15 protein-coding genes are annotated in these 17,296 nt (G+C 59.7%); 5 read left to right on the top strand and 10 right to left on the bottom strand.

The annotated features are described in order from the left end of the window. Positions 1-20: 20 nt before the first annotated feature. The 4 genes from codA to ACMYSP_RS03945 form a co-directional block, all read right to left on the bottom strand. Positions 21-1,259, bottom strand: coding sequence for a cytosine deaminase (codA, locus tag ACMYSP_RS03960; protein ID WP_434585680.1), 1,239 nt, complete (start codon positions 1,257-1,259; stop codon positions 21-23). Next, complete coding sequence (locus tag ACMYSP_RS03955; protein ID WP_434585679.1) at positions 1,256-2,491, bottom strand: PucR family transcriptional regulator; 1,236 nt, start codon at positions 2,489-2,491, stop codon at positions 1,256-1,258. The genes codA and ACMYSP_RS03955 overlap by 4 nt, the downstream gene beginning before the upstream one ends. Positions 2,492-2,493: 2 nt before the next feature. After that, the gene (gene codB / locus ACMYSP_RS03950) at positions 2,494-3,756 is read right to left on the bottom strand and encodes a cytosine permease (protein ID WP_434585678.1); all 1,263 of its coding nucleotides are present in this window, start codon (positions 3,754-3,756) and stop codon (positions 2,494-2,496) included. Between the two features lie 197 nt (positions 3,757-3,953). Then, positions 3,954-4,352 carry a winged helix-turn-helix transcriptional regulator gene (locus ACMYSP_RS03945; protein ID WP_434585677.1) on the bottom strand — a complete coding sequence of 133 codons (399 nt, stop codon included), beginning with the start codon at positions 4,350-4,352 and terminating at the stop codon, positions 3,954-3,956. Between the two features lie 102 nt (positions 4,353-4,454). Between ACMYSP_RS03945 and ACMYSP_RS03940 the strand changes: the two genes are divergently transcribed. Then, positions 4,455-5,504: an NAD(P)-dependent alcohol dehydrogenase gene (locus ACMYSP_RS03940; protein WP_434585676.1), complete on the top strand. Its 1,050-nt coding sequence runs from the start codon at positions 4,455-4,457 to the stop codon at positions 5,502-5,504. Here the strand turns inward: ACMYSP_RS03940 and ACMYSP_RS03935 are convergent. Beyond that, positions 5,501-5,737 carry a hypothetical protein gene (locus ACMYSP_RS03935; protein WP_434585675.1) on the bottom strand — a complete coding sequence of 79 codons (237 nt, stop codon included), beginning with the start codon at positions 5,735-5,737 and terminating at the stop codon, positions 5,501-5,503. The genes ACMYSP_RS03940 and ACMYSP_RS03935 overlap by 4 nt on opposite strands. A gap of 144 nt (positions 5,738-5,881) precedes the next feature. Between ACMYSP_RS03935 and ACMYSP_RS03930 the strand changes: the two genes are divergently transcribed. The 3 genes from ACMYSP_RS03930 to ACMYSP_RS03920 are packed head-to-tail and all read left to right on the top strand — an operon-like array spanning position 5,882 to position 9,063. Then, positions 5,882-6,490 carry a methylthioribulose 1-phosphate dehydratase gene (locus ACMYSP_RS03930; protein ID WP_434585674.1) on the top strand — a complete coding sequence of 203 codons (609 nt, stop codon included), beginning with the start codon at positions 5,882-5,884 and terminating at the stop codon, positions 6,488-6,490. 51 nt (positions 6,491-6,541) lie between these two features. Beyond that, positions 6,542-8,023 carry an FGGY-family carbohydrate kinase gene (locus tag ACMYSP_RS03925; protein ID WP_434585673.1) on the top strand — a complete coding sequence of 494 codons (1,482 nt, stop codon included), beginning with the start codon at positions 6,542-6,544 and terminating at the stop codon, positions 8,021-8,023. A gap of 11 nt (positions 8,024-8,034) precedes the next feature. Continuing rightward, positions 8,035-9,063, top strand: coding sequence for a 2-hydroxyacid dehydrogenase (locus tag ACMYSP_RS03920; RefSeq protein WP_434585672.1), 1,029 nt, complete (start codon positions 8,035-8,037; stop codon positions 9,061-9,063). 41 nt (positions 9,064-9,104) lie between these two features. On the opposite strand, the gene ACMYSP_RS03915 is transcribed toward ACMYSP_RS03920, so the two are convergent. The 5 genes from ACMYSP_RS03915 to ACMYSP_RS03895 are packed head-to-tail and all read right to left on the bottom strand — an operon-like array spanning position 9,105 to position 14,572. Then, on the bottom strand, positions 9,105-10,046 hold the full coding sequence (locus ACMYSP_RS03915) for a carbohydrate kinase family protein (protein ID WP_434585671.1): 942 nt from the start codon (positions 10,044-10,046) through the stop codon (positions 9,105-9,107). An 11-nt stretch (positions 10,047-10,057) separates the two neighbouring features. Continuing rightward, complete coding sequence (locus ACMYSP_RS03910; protein WP_434585670.1) at positions 10,058-11,059, bottom strand: ABC transporter permease; 1,002 nt, start codon at positions 11,057-11,059, stop codon at positions 10,058-10,060. Beyond that, the gene (locus ACMYSP_RS03905; protein ID WP_434585669.1) at positions 11,059-12,045 is read right to left on the bottom strand and encodes an ABC transporter permease; all 987 of its coding nucleotides are present in this window, start codon (positions 12,043-12,045) and stop codon (positions 11,059-11,061) included. The genes ACMYSP_RS03910 and ACMYSP_RS03905 overlap by 1 nt, the downstream gene beginning before the upstream one ends. Next, entirely contained in the window at positions 12,042-13,547 is a 1,506-nt protein-coding gene (locus tag ACMYSP_RS03900) for a sugar ABC transporter ATP-binding protein (protein WP_434587008.1), read from the bottom strand. The genes ACMYSP_RS03905 and ACMYSP_RS03900 overlap by 4 nt, the downstream gene beginning before the upstream one ends. 44 nt (positions 13,548-13,591) lie before the next feature. Continuing rightward, positions 13,592-14,572: a sugar ABC transporter substrate-binding protein gene (locus tag ACMYSP_RS03895; protein WP_174508535.1), complete on the bottom strand. Its 981-nt coding sequence runs from the start codon at positions 14,570-14,572 to the stop codon at positions 13,592-13,594. Between the two features lie 413 nt (positions 14,573-14,985). On the opposite strand from ACMYSP_RS03895, the gene ACMYSP_RS03890 reads away from it, so the two are divergent. Further along, the gene (locus tag ACMYSP_RS03890) at positions 14,986-17,295 is read left to right on the top strand and encodes a molybdopterin-dependent oxidoreductase (RefSeq protein ID WP_434585668.1); all 2,310 of its coding nucleotides are present in this window, start codon (positions 14,986-14,988) and stop codon (positions 17,293-17,295) included. Position 17,296 lies beyond the last annotated feature (1 nt).

Here is a 17,296-nt window from a genome sequence, read left to right as displayed (position 1 = left end):
CCTTTTGTTATGAACTTTTATCAGTTTGAATAGCAAACCTGCTCCGGCTGGCGCTGCATAATGATGTTGCCGTGACGAATGGAGGTCAGCACTTTAGCCTGGCGGCATACCGCATCATAATCATTTTCTGCATCAAGGATCAGCAGGTTCGCTGGACGCCCCTCGGCAATACCGTAGTTATCTCCCAGGCACAGCGCCCGGGCGCTGTTATCGGTAATGAGGTCGAGGCAGCGCTGCAAATCTTCATACCCCAGCATATGGCAGATATGCAGGCCGGCATCAAGAATGCGCATAATGTTGCCGTTACCCAGCGGGTACCATGGATCCTGAATGGAATCCTGGGCAAAGCAGACGTTAATCCCGGCGCGATCCAGCTCCGCCACCCGCGTCACGCCGCGGCGTTTTGGCCAGGTATCGAAGCGCCCCTGCAGGTGGATGCTTTCGGTCGGGCAGGAGATAAAGTTGATGCCCGACGCCTTTAACAGGCGGAACAGCTTCGAACAGTAAGCGTTGTCGTAGGAGCCCATCGCACAAGTATGGCTGGCGGTAACCTGCGCGCCCATGCCGCGAACCCGGGCCTCTTCTGCCAGGACTTCCAGGAAGCGCGACTGCGGGTCGTCGATTTCATCGCAGTGAACATCCACCAGGCAGCCGTGGCGCTGGGCCAGGTCCATCAGAAATACCAGCGAGCTGACTCCCTTATCGCGGGTGTTTTCGTAATGCGGAATACCGCCTACCACGTCGGCACCCATCTCAATGGCGCGGGTCATCAGCTCACGCCCGCCGGGGAAGGATTCGATGCCCTCCTGCGGGAAAGCCACGATTTGCAGGTCGATAAGATGGGCTGCCTCTTTTTTCACCTGCAGCATCGCTTCCAGCGCCGTCAGAGACGGATCGGTCACATCAATGTGAGTGCGCACGTGCTGCACGCCGTTATCGCGCAGCATGCCAATCGTTTTCAGCGCGCGCTGGCGCGTATCTTCCACCGTGACGCTCGCTTTACGCTGGCTCCAGCGGGTGATGCCCTCAAACAGCGTACCGCTCATATTCCACTCCGGTTCGCCTGCGGTCAGAGTGGCGTCGAGATGGATATGCGGCTCGACGAACGGCGGGATCACCAGCTTTTGCTGCGCGTCGATATCGCTGGCGCCAGCTGCCTGGACTGCGGATTGCGAAACGATGCTGCTAATGACACCATCCTGTAACTCAAGGGTATACAGCGCTGCTTTGTGGCGCAGGCGCGCGTTGATAATTTTCATGGTTGTTCCCGTAAATGGTTTTGCGACATACGCCAGATCGCTAAGGCGACAGAGGCGTTGAGATGAAATTGCGGATGACTGACCGGATAGCCGGTCAGTTTTTCAATGCGTTGGATACGCTGATGCAGCGTATTGCGATGAATACCTAACCGCTCGGCGGCCCTGACCACGTTGCCGTTCTCCTGAAGCAGCGTTTCCAGCGTCTCCATTAACAGCCACGGGCTTTTGCGGTCGGGTTCGATCAGGCAGCCGAGGGTGTCATGCATAAAATCGCTCAGCAGCGTAGGATCGCTGACGGCGGAAAGCAGTTTGATAAAGCCCAGTTGCTGATAGTCGCTGATGCGCTGGGCCGGGCGCAGGTTATCGCTGAGATCCAGCGCCTGGCGCGCCTGCGAGAGCGCGCGCTGATATCCCTGTAGCTGCTGTACTGGTGCGGAAAGGCCGCACAGCAGCGACAGCCCGTCATTGCCTTGTGCCAGCGCGAGCAACCACTGCTCTAGCCATTTTTTCTGTTGATAAAACTCGCCTTCCTCGTCCGGCAGCAGGAACAGAAACATATTGCTGCGCTCCACCAGCGGGAAAGGGTTGCCCTGCTGATTGAGCTGCTGCTGCAATCGCTGACGCACGGTGCGACGGGCCTGCTGTAGCCAGGCTTCGGCCTGCTCAGGCGGAGACTGGCGAAACAGCCGCTGTATTCCCTCCAGGCGCAGCGCCGCGACCCGAAACGGGCGGGTAAAATCCAGCTGCTGGTGGAGCGCGCGCTGGTGCAGGATTTGCAGGTCGGGATAATCGCCGGTGAGCAGCTGCATCAGAATATCGCGCTGTGATTGCAGGGCATTCTCGCTACGTACCAACGCGGTGCCGATGCGTTCCGTCACAATCACCATCTTCAGCAGATAGGGCTGTTCGATCAGCGGAATACCGAGTTCGTCGGCGAGGGCGATCAGGCGCGGCGGGATCGCCTGAATATAGGCGTCGCCGGTGAGGATCACCATCCCGGCGATCCCGCGCTGCTTGCCCTCCATCAGCAAATGGATCAGGTTGTCCTCATCGCGGGGATGGTTGATCCCGGTGATAAACACCAGTTCCCCGCCCATGATCCACTCGGCGATATTTTCATTTTCCGCCACGTAATACCAGCGAACCGCCAGCTGTAGCCCCTGTTTGCCTGCTCGCAGGCGCATGGCGGAGAGGCCGTCAAGGGCGAGAATTTCGCTGACCGTCAGGCTCATGGTTACTGCTCCGCGACGGAATCAGCGGCGGGTTGACGCTTGCTCAGACGAGTCAGGGCGATGTAGACCAGCGCGGAAACGGTAATGCCCACCAGTGGCGCAATCCACGGCGACAGGTAAGCCACCACCGCACCCACGGCGTAGGCGCCAAGCCCCAGCCAGTTAAAGCGCGGTAAACGGGCGCTGTGCAGCAGAGGGTAGCGACCGCCGCGATAAAACCAATAGTCGGCGAGGATCACGCCGCCGATAGGCGGAATAATGCTGCCCAGCAGGACCAGGAAAGGGATCAGCATTTCATACATACCGCCAATGGCCAGCAGAATACCGACGCCAGCGGCGGCGACGGTCAGCGTACGGCGGCGCTCGCTGCGTAGCAGATGGCAGGCGGCGGCAGAGACGTTATAGATTGTCGGTCCCTGAATCGTCAGCAGGTTGAGGCACAGCATCACCACCGCGGCAACGGAAAGCCCCTGCAAAATCAGCACTTCGACGATATCGGCCTGCTGATAGACGATGGCGCACCAGGCCCCGGCGACAATCATCAGCCCGTTACCGACGAGGAAGCTGCTCATGCTGGCGATAATGGCGGTGCGGCTGGAATTAGCCAGCCGGGTCCAGTTCGTCGCCTGGGTCGCGCCGCTGGCGAAGGTGCCGAACACCATGGTGATAGCGGCCGACCAGGTCATGGTTTCGCTCGGTTCGATTTGGGTCATCGCCTGCCAGCCACCGGCATGATGGGCGGCCAGGTACATCGACACCACCAGCAGAATAAACATCAGCGGCACCGAAATACGCGACAGCGCGTCCAGCCCCTTATAGCCCACCAGCGCGGTCACGCAGAACAGGATCCCGAACAGGATCATTAGCGGAATGGTCGCGACCTCGGGCAGGGCGAGGATTTTGACCAGTGAGATAGCGACCGTTGCCGTCCCCCAGGCGTACCAGCCCAGCTCGGCGAAGCCGAGAATAAAATCAGCAAGCTTGCTGCCGATTTCTCCGAAGCAAAAGCGGCCCATCAGTACGGTGTTCAGCCCGCTGCGCGCGGCGATCCAGCCGAGCGATGCGGCGTACAGGGCCAGCAGAAAGTTACCGATAACCGCAATCCACAGCAGATTTACGATGGAAAAAGAGACGCCAAGCTTGCCGCCTGCGAACATCGTGCCGGTAAAAAAAGTAAAGCTGAACAGGACCATGGAGATCGAAAATACGCCCTTGCGCCCGGCGGCAGGCGCTTCGACGAGCGGAAAATCATTGCTGTTTGACATAGTGGAACCTCTGAGTGGCTATCCGAATGGCGATGCAAAGGGGTAGCAAGAGGTATGCCAATAAAATCGGGGCAGGGTTAACACAATGCGTTGTGCACAGTGCACATAAAAAAGCGAAAACCCACAGGTGTTTGCCAGAATAGTGTGCACAGTGCAAAGTTTTGCACCGTCGTGGAGCAATTGCGGAGTGGCGATTTTCAGGACGACGCGCTTTTTTCCGTTGCCGCTTGGTAATGTGCTTCCATCTCATCCAGCGCGGCCTGATTCTCCAGCCCCCACTGATACATCTGCTCAATCGGCTGGGCGAAGGTTTTGCCCAAATCGGTCAGCGTATATTCCACCTTTGGCGGCACCACAGGGTAAACATGACGGCTAATCAAGCCGCGCATCTCCAGCTCGCGCAGGGTCTGGATCAGCATCTTTTTTGAGATCCCCTGCAGGCTGCGCTGAAGTTCAGCGGTGCGGCAGCGGTGGTTCGGCCAGTGCCACAGCGCGTGCAGCACCATGGAGGACCACTTTAGCGAAAAAAGATCCATCAACCTGCGCGGGGCGGAATCGGCATAGAAATAGAGTTTCCCCTCGACGATAACCGGCATTTTTGCTCCTCTTTTTTATGGTTACCAAATGGTAACTACTACCAATATGGAAACCTCCTGTCTATAGTGTGCGGCCTTTTTAAAGCCAGACCTGAGGTACAGATGAAGATTCGTGGAATGATGGCCACCGCTGCCGACCAGCCGCTGCGGGTGGGGGAAATGTCTCTGCGCGATGTTCAGGATAACGATGTGCTGATCGATATTCTCTACTGCGGCGTGTGCCACTCCGATCTGCATATGGCGCGCAATGAATGGGGCGTCAGCCAGTATCCGCTGGTGCCGGGCCACGAAGTTGTGGGGCGGGTTCGCCAGAGCGGTAAGGCGGCAACGCGCTTTTCGCCGGGTCAACTGGTGGGAGTGGGGGTGATGGTCGACTCCTGCGGGCAGTGTACCTTTTGCCTGCAGCAGGAAGAGCAATATTGCGACAGCGGTTTTACGCCGACCTATAACGGTAAAGACCGCTATACCGGCGAGCTGACTCGCGGCGGCTATGCGCAGAATATCGTCGTTGACCAGCGCTTTGTGGTGAGCGTTCCCGAAAACCTTGACCCGGCTGGCGTTGCGCCGCTGCTGTGTGCCGGCGTGACCGTCTGGTCGCCACTGCGCTACTTCGACGTGAAACCGGGAGACCGGGTCGGGGTGATCGGCCTTGGCGGCCTGGGGCATATGGCGGTCAAGCTGGCCCGCGCGTTGGGGGCGGAGGTGACGCTGTTCACCACCTCGCCGGAAAAAGGTGCAGACGCGCGGCGTCTCGGGGCAAGCCGGGTGGTTATTTCCCGCGATAGCCAACAGATGGCAGCCAGTGTCGCCAGCCTTGATATTATTCTCGATTGTGTTGCCGCGCCGCACGACCTTGACCCCTATCTGGCGGCCCTGAAGACCAACGGCCGCCTGGTGCTGGTGGGGATCCCCGACAGTCCTCACCCATCACCGGATGTCACGCCGTTAGTGTTCCGTCGCCTGAGCATCAGCGGCACTTCCATCGGTAGCATCCGGGAGACCCAGCAGATGCTGGATTTCTGCGGCCAGCACAACATTACCGCGGACATCGAGATGATTCGCGGCGAGGAGGTCGAAGCGGCATTCAGCCGGATGCTGAAAGGGGAGGTAAAATACCGCTTTGTGATTGATATGGCCGCCACGGCGCTCTAACCGCGACTGCGCCCGATTTCTGCGGGCGCATCCTGTTTCTTTCTTGCAGAACGATCCTCCATGGTTGCCGGTCGCTGATAGCGGGTAATGTTGGCTCCATGAAACCGACTAGTTGTATCGTTGTTGAAATTGATAATTTCATATGCATTTCTGATATAACCATTATCAATGTCAGTCTTTCCTGAAATATTGTTCACGTCAGCGAGCGGTGTTAGTATCGGATAAATAGCCATTTAGACGGCTAAAGAACCTTTCATCAGGCTATTTCATTGGCCATTTTGGACCAGGGCCGCGCGCTGTCGGTGTCCAAACTGCCTGCAACCATAGTGCCTGACCGTGAAGGTTCTCAAATCAACATCGCTAACTAAGGAACTGCTATGTGGCAAGAAAGACTCGCGCAACTGGTCACCACCTGTCATTGGATCGGCGCGAAAGGCTGGGCACCGGCTACCGGCGGCAATATGTCGGTGCGTCAGGATGAGACCTGGTGCTGGCTCAGCGAGTCAGGACGCGATAAGGGCAGCCTGACGACGGAAGATTTCCTCCAGGTTGAGATCGCCAGCAATAAAGCCCCTTCCGGGCGTAAACCTTCCGCTGAAACCGGCCTGCATACCCTGGTATATCGCCTGTTCCCGGAGGCCAACGTGGTGCTACACGTGCATACCGTCAACGCCACCGTGCTGTCGCGCATTGAAAAAAGCGGCACCCTGGCGCTGCAGGGCTATGAAATGCAGAAAACCCTGACCGGCCAGCACAGCCACCTCGATACCGTACCGGTGGCGATTTTCGATAACGACCAGGACATCGACGCCCTGGCGGCGCGCATTGAAGATTACGCGCAGACCAACCCGCTGCGTTACGGCTTCCTGCTGCGCGGCCACGGGTTGACCTGCTGGGGCAAAGATATTAACGAGGCCCGTCGCCAGCTGGAAGGGCTGGAGTTTTTGTTCGAGTGCGAGCTGATGCGTCGCCGCTACGAGCCGTGACCGGAGCCAGCACTATTAGGTTCTAAATCTCTCTCCACCAACGGGTCAGGCATGGATTTTTATCTCGGAATCGATATCGGCACCTCACGCGTTAAAGCGGTGCTGTTTGATGAATATTTTCAGGCGTGCGCCAGCGCGGCGCAGAATACCGGCCCACGACTGTCGGCCAACGGCTACGCCGAACAGGACATGGCCCAGCTGTGGCAGTCGGTGGTGGCGATCCTGCGCGATATTGCCCAGCATCCGGCGCTGCAAAACGGGCGTTTACGCGCGATTGGTCTGGCCGGGCAGGGCGAAGGTGTCTGGCTCAGCGATGCCGAAGGTGAACCGGTCGGGCCGGGGATCTTGTGGAGCGATACCCGCAGCCGCGAACTGATGAGCGAGCTGCTCAGGCGCCCCGGTTTTGACCGTCGTTTCTTCGACGATACCGGCACCCACCTGCAACCCTGCAACACCAGTATGCAGCTGTGCTGGCTTAAACATCATCAGCCAGAGCGGCTGGCGGCGGCCCGCTATCTGTTTTTTGCGAAGGACTGGATCCGCTTTCGCCTCACCGGCGTCGCGGCGCTGGATCTCACCGATGCCAGCACCTCTTTGCTCAATCAACACAGCGGGACGTTATCCACGGTGGTGCTGAATGAGATGGGGCTCGCGGATTTACAGCCGCTGTTCCCGCCGCTGCTGGCGCCGGATGCCCAGGCCGGTACGCTGCGAGAAGAGGTCGCCTTGCTGACCGGACTTCCCGTTGCCACGCCGGTAGCCGCTGGTGCGCTCGACGTGTGCAGCGCGGCGCTTGGCTGCGGCGCGGTGAACGACGGTGACATCTACACCATTCTTGGGACTACCTGCTGTACCGGTATCGTCTGCCATGGTCGTCAGACGGTTAACGAGGGGACGCGTTACGTCACCCATACCGAAGCAGGCCGCTTCATTAATCTGTTTCCGATGCAGGCCGGCACGCCGAATATCGACTGGCTCCAGCAGCAGATTTCGCTGAACCCGGATTTACAGCAGCTGGAACAAAGCATCGCCAGCGTCGAGCCGGGCAGCGGCGGGGTATTCTGGCAGCCCTATCTCAACGGCGAACGCGCACCGTTCTTTAGTCCCGAGGCGCGGGCCGGTTATTTTGGTATCAGCCAGCACACTACTCGCGCAGAGCTACAGCGGGCGGTGTTTGAAGGGCTGGCTTACGCCATCGTCGATTCGCTTCAGGGCTACCCGCAGGGCGGTGAGCTGTACCTGACCGGTGGCGGCGCGGCTTCTGCGACCTGGCTGCAAATTATTGCCGACTGTACCGGCAGAACGGTGGTCTCCAGCACCTTCAACGAACTGAGCGCGCGCGGTGCGGCAATTCTGGCGGCGCGCAGCGTCGATGCGCTAAGCCATTACCCGGCGCTGGAGCAGACGCGCTATCAGCCCAATGGGCAGGCGCATCGCCGTTACGCCGCGCTCTACCCGGTTTATCGCCTGCTGCGCGAGCAGATGCTCCCGGTCTGGCAGGCCCGCCATGAGGCGCTTCAAGGTCTTTCTTAGGAACAACGCATATGAAAATTGTTTTTACCGCCGAACACGCCGGCGATCTCAGTGCATTTCAGCAACTCGGTGAACTGCGGGTTGAAGGGTGGGCGCTGGGCAAGCCGAAGCTAAGCGCCGGCCAGCTGATCGAGCTGGCCCACGATGCCGACGTGCTGGTGACCAGCTACGATGATGTGACGGAGGCGGTGATCGCCGCCTGTCCGCGTCTGAAGGTCATCGCCTGCACCCGCGCCAATCCGGTGAATATCGATACCAAAGCCGCGCAGGCGCGCGATATCCGGGTACTTTATACGCCAGGCCGCAATGCCGACGCCGCCGCAGAACTGACGCTGGGGCTGATGCTGAGCCTGGCGCGACACATTCCGCAATCGCACGCGGCGCTGAAACGCGGTGAGTTCACTAACGCCGAGAACGCCGCGCAGGCCACCCAGAGCGGGCTGCGCCGTGATGTGGTGTGGGACGTCAGCCCGGAAAGCCCTTATGAAGTGTTTAAAGGCAGCGAGCTGCGCAATAAAACCCTGGGGCTGATCGGCTACGGCAATATTGGCCGCCGGGTGGCGCGCATTGCCCGTGCCTTTGGTATGGCGGTGCTGGTGGTGGATCCGTTTGTCGCCGCCGAGGATATCAACGAGCCGGGATTACAGAAAACGACGCTTGAGGCGCTGTTCCGTGAAGCAGACATTGTCAGCCTGCATCTGAGCAGCGGACCGCACAGCGATGGTCTGGTCAATGCGTCATTGCTCAATAGCATGAAGCCGGGCGCGCTGCTGATTAATACCTCTCGCGCCGCAGTGGTGAATGAAGAGGCGTTAATTAACGCGCTGCGCCACGGCCCGCTGGGCGGTGCGGCGCTGGATGTGTATCACCGGGAACCGCTGTGGCGCGACCATCCGTTTGTTACCGAGTTTGATAACGTGATTATCACCCCACATATTGCCGGGGCGACGCGGGAGAGCATCGCGAAGCATACGGCGATGATTGCTGCCGACCTCCAGCGCTATGTTGCCGGGGAGCCGCTGCTTTACCAGTGGGGCTAAGCTGCTTGTGCCGCCGCATGATGCGGCGGCGATGTTGTTTGTCAGTCGCGGTTTGCCACCATAAATGCCTGCGTCTGTTCCCAGTCAACCACCCCCGCATCCGAACCCATCCCGGTCGCCACCAACGCGGCGACGGCAGAAGCTACCTCACATGCCGCGTTGACGCTTAACCCACGGGCCAGTGCGGCAATAAAGCCGCCGCAGTAGCTGTCGCCGCAGCCGGTGGTGTCGACAGCATCAACCCGGAACGGCGCAATATGTTCAATGGCGCCATCGCGGGTCAGTAGCCAGGAGCCGTTCTCGCCATCTTTCAAAATGCAGGTTCCAACGCCAAGTCCGAAGAAGAAACGGGCGATTGCTTCCGGTTGCGTCTGCCCGGAGAGATACGCGGCCTCCTCAAGGGAAGGCATAAAGAAATCCACCGATGGCAGCAGCGGGCGCAGCAGATCCAGGGTGTGCTCGTCGGGGGCAATTAAATCGAAGCTGGTGGTCACGCCGCGGGCTTTCGCCGCCTGCAGCAGCTGCGCGCTTTGCCCGCTGTCCATCGCGGCCAGCAGGCCGGTGCCGCCGTGGTGCAGGAAGCGGCAATCAAGAATATCGGCGAACTGGTCTTCGCTAACGAAAAGGGCATCGGAGGCGCCCCGGCAGTGCAGCGCCGGGCGCTCGCCGTTGGGACGAATGGGCAGGATCGTCGCTGAGGTTTCCTTCAGCGTCGTGCGCTGGATCAGCGAGCAGTCGATGCCCAGCCGGGCATAGCTGGCGAGGATAAAATCGGCTTTTTCGTCTTCGCCCAGACAGGCCACCGCGGCGGTACGGATCCCCAGCTTTGCCGCGTTGATATTGGCCCCGGCGGCGGTGCCGGCGGGGTTAAGGCGGATCTGTTCGATAAAGGCCACCCCGCCGCGCGGTGGGATGTCGCTAACCGGGCGACCGGCGATATCAAGAATAGTCAGGCCGACAAAGACGGCGTCAAAAGTTGCCATACGTGCTCCACTTAACGATGCGTTTGACGCAGGCGCGCCTGCCAGAAGGAGAGGGCCAGCGCCACCACCAGAATCACGCCCACCAGGGCATCTTTCACGAGGTAGTTCAGCCCCATCAGATTCAGGCCGTTATCAATAATCGCGAGGAACAGCACGCCGCCGAGGGTGCCGGCAATGCTGACCCGGCCCAGCCGGTTGAAGGCGGTGCCGATAAATACCGCGGCGATAGCGTCCATCAGATAGGCCTGGCCGGCCAGCGGCGTAAACTGCCGCAGGTTGGCGGAGAGGATCACGCCGCCGACGGCGCACAGGGCGGAGGCCGCCACCAGCACCCACAGCATGGTCCGGCGGTCGCGGATCCCGGCGATTCGCGCCGCTTCGCCATTCTGGCCGATCGCGCGAACGTATTTGCCAAACAACGTTCGTTCGGTTATCAGCCAGGCCGCCAGCCACAGCACCAGAACAATCACCACCGGCGTAGGAATACCGGCGATATTGCCGACGGCCAGATCGTGATACTCCGGCGCCATCCGACGGAAAGAGATAGAGCCGCCGCCGTCGGTGTAGATGCGCTCGGCGCTGCTGGCGATAAACCAGGTGCCAAGGGTGGCAAGGAACGGGCGAATCTGGCAGATAAGGATCAGAAAGGCGTTCAGCAGGCCGATAATCACTCCGCCGAGCAGCGCGCAGCCGACAGCCGCTTGCCACGGCAGGTGCCAGGTTTTCAGCGCCACCAGCGCAAAGGCCGCGCCGAAATCCAGCGCCACGCCGACGGAGAGGTCAATCGCTCCGGCGCTGACGATAAGGGTCATCGCCATCGCTACGATCAGCAAAATGGCGCTGCCTTGTAGCAGGTTGGCCCAGTTATCGAAGGTCAAAAATACCGGGTTGGCCCAGCCGAACAGGGCAATCGCCAGCAGGGTAATGACGCCGAATCCTGCCCGCGATAGCCATGCCAGCGGGCTGCTGCCGGTTTGCCCCGTTGATGGGGTTTTGAGCGTCAACTGGCTCATCAGTTGCCTCCTTTATGTCTGACCGCCGACGCCGCCAGCACCACGAGGATCAGGCCGCCTTTGATCGCCCCCATCCAGAAAATATTCACCCCCAGCAGGCCCAGCCCGTTAGAGAGTGCGTTGACCAGTACGGCACCGAGCAGCGCGCCCCAGATGGTGACCACGCGACGCCGCGAGAACGCCGCGCCGATAAAGGTGGCGAGAACGGTTTCCAGCAGCAATGGCGTTGCCGTGCCGCTGGAGCTGCCGGAGCCCTGGCTGAGCAGCGGCATAATCGCCAGTCCGGCGGCGACCCCCGCCAGCAGCCAGACAATAATGGTCAAACGGCGCACGTTGAGTCCGCTCATCTGCGCCATATCGCGGTTGCCGCCAACCGCCTGTAAATGCTGGCCGAAGCGAGAGTGATGCAGCAGAAACTGAAACAGCGCGAAGACCGCCAGCAGGTAGATCAGCGGCCACGGAATACCGAACAGATCGTTATCGCGAAAGGCCACCATCAGCGGGTCATTGACCGCGATACGCCGCTGGCCGGTCAGCAGGTCGGTCAGCCCGGTGAAGGCGACCGAGGTCGACAACGTCGCCAGCAGCGGCGGCAGGCCCGCCGCCAGCACCAGCGTGGCGTTGACCGCCCCGCAGGCCAGACTGACGGCAATCAGCAGTAATAGCAGCAGCAGGTAAGGGGTGTTCCACTCCGCCATACCGAGGCTGAGCAGCGCCACGCCGAGCACCGCAATGGCGGGCAGCGACAGGTCAATTCCGCCGGAGACCACATCATCGCCGCCGACGGCTATCACGCACACCAGGCCGAAGCAGAGGATCGCCAGCGGCACGCTCTGCACCAGCATCATGCTGATATTTTGCCAGCTTAAAAAGAACGGCGACTGGAGGCTGAGCCAGACCAGCAGCGCAAAAAAGAGAATCAGAGGGAATTTTTCGATAAGCGTCGTGAGCCCCGGAAGGGGGCGACGCTGGATACCAGCACTCATACCTGTTGTTCCTGTCCACCGTTAATCGTCACCAGTAGGGCGTCCAGCGTCAGCCCCTGGGTCGGGAGATTGGCGACCAGCTCGCCGCGCCACATCACTAGGATGCGGTCGCAAAGGCCCAGCAGTTCCGGCGCGTCGCTGGAAGAGACCAGCACGCCGCGACCGCGATCCGCCAGTTCACGGGTGCGCTGATAAATATCGCTGCGTGCCCCGATATCCACCCCGAGGGTCGGTTCATCGAGAATGAACAGCCGTGCGTCGGTACCCAGCCAGCGGGCGAGAATCGCCTTTTGCTGGTTGCCGCCGCTCATCAAGCGCACCGGCAGTTCCGGGCGGCCGGGGCGGATGGAAAGTTGCTCGATCCAGCTGCGCGCTTTTTCCAGCGCCCGCCCTCGACGTTCCCAGCCGAAGGTGGCGGTGTCCGGCAGCGAGGCCAGATTAATATTATCGGCGGTGGAAAAGGGGAGGATCAGCCCCTGATGGCGGCGGTCGCGGGGTACCAGCGCCAGCCCGGCGCGGGTGGCCTGATACGGCGTTCGCAGCCGTTTCAGCTGGCCGTCGATGCCGATCGTGCCGCTGCGAGGGCGGCGTAGCCCGTAAAGGAGATCGACCAGCACGTCGCGCCCTGCACCCAGCAGCCCGGCCACGCCGACAATCTCACCGGGCTGAATATCAAAGGTAATATCGTTTAATTGCTGGCCGTCGCTAAGGTGGCGCACGGAAAGCACCGGTGCGGCGGCATCGACTTCCTGAGCGCTGCTTTGGCGCGGGGTATACAGCTGTTCAATATCGCGACCGACCATCATTTTTATCAGCGCATCGGTATTTTGCAGGAGCTGCTGGTCAGGATAGCCGACGACCTCGCCGTTACGCAGCACCGTGCCGCGATCGCACAGGGCTGCGATTTCGTTGAGATAGTGAGAAATATAGAGGATCGCGATCCCCTGTTCCCGCAGGCGCAGGATCGCCGAGGAGACCAGGCTGGCTTCCTGGGCTTCCAGCGGCGCGGTGGGTTCGTCGAACACCACCAGCTTTGCGGCGCCATCGATCAACGCCCTGGCTATCTGCACCAGTTTGCGTTCGGCGAGGCTGAGGTCGCGGATCAGGCGATGCGGGTTGATGTCCAGCTGCCAGCTGTCGCGGAAAAACGTCTCGGTAGCGGCATTCATTCGCCGCCGGTCCAGCGCGCCCCAGCGGGTGCGGTACTCCTGACCCAGAAACACCGATTCCGCGACGGTAAAGTGCGGGATCAGGTTAAGTTCCTGGTGAATGACGCGGATGCCCAGCGCTTCAATCGCCGCAGGATTGCCGAGCGGCAGAGGCACGCCGTCGAGGGTGGCGTTGCCGCTATCGGCCTGGTACACACCGGCGAGAATCTTTATGAGGGTGGATTTTCCCGCGCCGTTCTCGCCGATCAGACCGTGAATTTCACCGGGGTTCAGAAGCAGCGTGACCGCATTTAATGCAGTCACGTTGGCGAAGGTTTTGCTGATCTGGTTCATCGCCAGACCAGCGGCGGGATGGGTCCCGCCGGAGGATTGAGTTATCACTGCAGTTCGCCATATCCCAGCTGTTTGTAGACCGCTTTCGCCTCCTGCGGACCTTTCACCGGAACAACCGGAATAAAGGTCTGCACCGGCAGCTTCTGTTTGTCGAAGTAGCGGGCGACGTTATCAGCCGAGGTCTGGCCAATCAGGTGCGGCTGCTGGGCGACGTTGGCGACGAACGGGCTGTCCGGCTCGGCCATGATTTCCAGCGTTTCAGGACCGGCATCAATGGCGGTGACCTTGACGTCTTTATCACGTCCGGTTTCTTCCAGTGCCTGGACGATACCGATAGCTGGCTGATCCCAGCAGGCAACGTGAATGGCGTCGAGTTTACCTTTCGGGTACTGGCTCAGCAGCTCGAGGGTTTTCTTACGCGCATCTTCCGGCGAGTTGGCAAATTGTTCCGCCAGCTCCGGTTGAATAATATGAATATCCGGGTAATCCTTAAGGACATATTTCCACTGATCGTAACGAATGCCGCAAATACGCAGGGAACTGGAGAACGCGTTAAATACGGCAACGTTACCTTTGCCACCTAACTCATCGGCCATATAACGACCAATGGTCGACCCCAGAGTGTAGTTATCGGAAGTGGTGTTATTGACGGAGTATTTTGATACATGGTCAACGGTAAATACCGGAATGCCCGCATCGCGCAGCGCTTTGAATTTAGGTTCAACGGCGCTATCGCCCAGGATGCTAATTACCGCATCGACTTTACGCGACAGTAAAATATCATGGTTGTTAGCATGAACCTGGTTATCACGGCCGCCGTCGACGCCGATCACTTTGCCACCCAGTTTCTCGACTTCTTCGGTAGCGCCTTTATAGGCTTCACGATCCCAGAAGTGCTGGGTGCCGACAACGGCGACGCCGATGGTTTTTCCCTGAAGTGATAAGGCTTCTGCCGCCAGGGCGTTTACGGAGGCGAGCGAGAGCAGACCCAGCGCGATGGGCAATAATTTCATTTTCTGCGACATTCTTATTATGGTCCTGTGATGGAGGAGGCAGCGGAGCAGTAGCATGACAATAATCGCCACTCAACCTCAAATACAAAAAATATATAAGCTATATCAACAATGGTATATCGAAGAATTGTCTGAGGAAAACTTAAATTTGTCACCTGTAACCTGAAAATATTTCATGATGTGGGTTAATCCATTTTTATTTTGTGGATTTAAATTGCTTGCATGCCTTATTAATTCAAATAAAAATTACGCTTTAATTATAATTATTCTGTCGCTGTAATATATCGCACTCAGGAATAATACAGAGTTGTTCTGCGTGAATAATCCTTCCTGTGTAGCAGATTATAGGGTGATGCGTGGGTTATTCCCATGATTATCACCCTTTATTATGGCGGCCGTTATCGGGCGGAAAGCACACAGGCACTATGAGAAAACAACACAACCTGACCGTGATGCATTGGGGAACCTGGCTGGTCCAGACCCGTGACGGCAACATTGACTCAGTGACGCCGGTGCCGTGGGATAAAAACCCCTCACGTATCGGGCAGTCGCTCCCCGACGCGGTCACCAGCAAGACGCGAATTCGCCGTCCGGCGGTGCGTGCCGGCTATTTGCAACATGGCCCGGCTTCGCGCGAGGGGCGCGGCAAAGAGCCGTTTGTTGAAGTGAGCTGGGAGGTGGCGCTCGACCTGCTGGCCCGCGAGCTGAACTCGGTCAAAACGCGCTGCGGCAATGAGGCGATTTTCGGCGGCTCCTACGGTTGGGCCAGCGCCGGGCGTTTTCACCATGCCCAAAGCCAGCTGCACCGTTTTCTCAAGTCCTTCGGCGGCTACACCGCCAGCACCAATACGTACAGCAGCGCCGCGGGTGAGCGCATTCTTCCGCATGTCCTTGGGCCGCTGAGCCCGCTGCATCGTCAGCACACCCATTTCTCCGAACTGGCGCGGGAGTGCCAGCTGTTTGTGGCGATTGGCGGACTGCCGCTGCGTAATTCGCAGGTTAACGGCGGCGGTGCCAACGACCATATGCTGAAGTACTGGCTGGAGAAGATGCAGAAGCGGGGAACGCGCTTTGTGAATATCAGTCCGGTGCGTAACGATTTGAGCGCCGTCGAGAGCGCCGAGTGGCTTGCCGTGCGTCCGGGGACGGACACCGCTCTGTTGCTGGCGCTCTGCTACGTTCTGATTAACGAATCCCTGTACGACAGCGACTTTGTCGCCAGCCACACGGTGGGTTTTGCACCGTATCGTGCCTACCTGATGGGAGACAGCGATGGTGTGGCAAAAACGCCGGCGTGGGCGGCGGCCATTACCGGGATTGACGCGCAGCAGATTACCGCGCTGGCGCGTGAAATGGCCAGCCAGCACACCATGGTGAATATTTCGTGGTCGATACAGCGCGCGCGGCAGGGCGAGCAGGCTTACTGGGCGACGGTGGCGCTCACCGCGTTGCTGGGGCAAATCGGTACGCCGGGCGGCGGCCTGGGCTTTGGCTACGCCTGTACCAATCTGGCGGGAGCAGCGCGTAAGGCCTTTTCCGGGCCGCGACTGCCGGCCGGCAAAAACGCGGTGAACAGTGTGATCCCGGTGGCGAGGCTTTCCGATATGCTGCTGCATCCGGGCGAAGCTTATCAGTTTGACGGCCAGCATCTGCGCTATCCCGATATTCGCCTGGTCTACTGGGCGGGCGGTAACGCGTTTCATCACCATCAGGATATCAACCGCCTGTGTGAAGCCTGGCGGCGACCGGAAACGGTGGTGGTGCACGAACAGTACTGGACCGCGCAGGCCAAATTTTCCGATATCGTTCTGCCGGTTACCACCTCGCTTGAGCGGGAAGATATCGGTAGCGGCGGCCACGACGGGTTTATGATTGCCATGAGCGCGCAAATCCCGCCGGTGGGCGAAGCGCGCGATGATTATGCGATTTTTTGCGACCTGGCCGAACGGCTGGGCTGCGGCGAGTGCTTTAGCGAAGGTCGTGATGCCGGGCAGTGGCTGCGGCAGATCTACGAAGAGTCGCGACCGCGGGCGCGGGAAGAGGGGATTGAGCTGCCATCGTTTGAGGCGTTCTGGCAGCAAGGGGTACTGGAGTACAGCGCGCCGGAGCAACCCCAGGTATTTCTGGCGGATTTCCGTGCCGATCCGCAGCGCTACCCACTCTCCACGCCGTCCGGCAAGATTGAGCTCTTCTCCGAAACGATTGCCGGATTTGGCTATCGTGAATGCCCCGGCCACCCATGGTGGGATGAACAGGAGGCGGCCTGGCAACGGCAGGAAGCGGCGCGCTGGCCGCTGCATCTGCTCTCCAGCCAGCCGCGCACCCGACTGCATAGCCAGTACGATCACGGCAGCGTCAGCCGGGCCACCAAAATTCAGGGCCGCGAGCCGCTGTGGATGCATCCACAGGACGCGCAGGCGAGGGAGATCGGCGAAGGCAGCGTGGTGAAAGTGTATAACGCGCGCGGCGCGATTCTGGCTGGTGTACACCTGAGCGAACAGATTTTGCCGGGCGTGGTGCAGATGTCGACCGGTGCCTGGTACGACCCTCTGGACCCGAATGAAAAGGGGTCGCTGGACAAGCATGGCAATCCTAACGTGTTAACCGAAGATCGCGGTAGTTCACGGCTGGGTCAGGGCTGTAGTGCGCAAAGCTGCTGGGTGGAGATTGAACCGTGGCGCGAGGCGCTGCCGCCGGTGACCGCCTTCGACCCGCCAGCATTCGTCAGCGTGTAGA

The sequence above is a fragment of the Klebsiella sp. R390 genome (assembly GCF_051131745.1).
Taxonomy (GTDB): domain Bacteria; phylum Pseudomonadota; class Gammaproteobacteria; order Enterobacterales; family Enterobacteriaceae; genus Klebsiella.
Note: the sequence above shows the minus strand (reverse complement) of the source record. Positions and strands in the feature narration are given on the sequence as shown.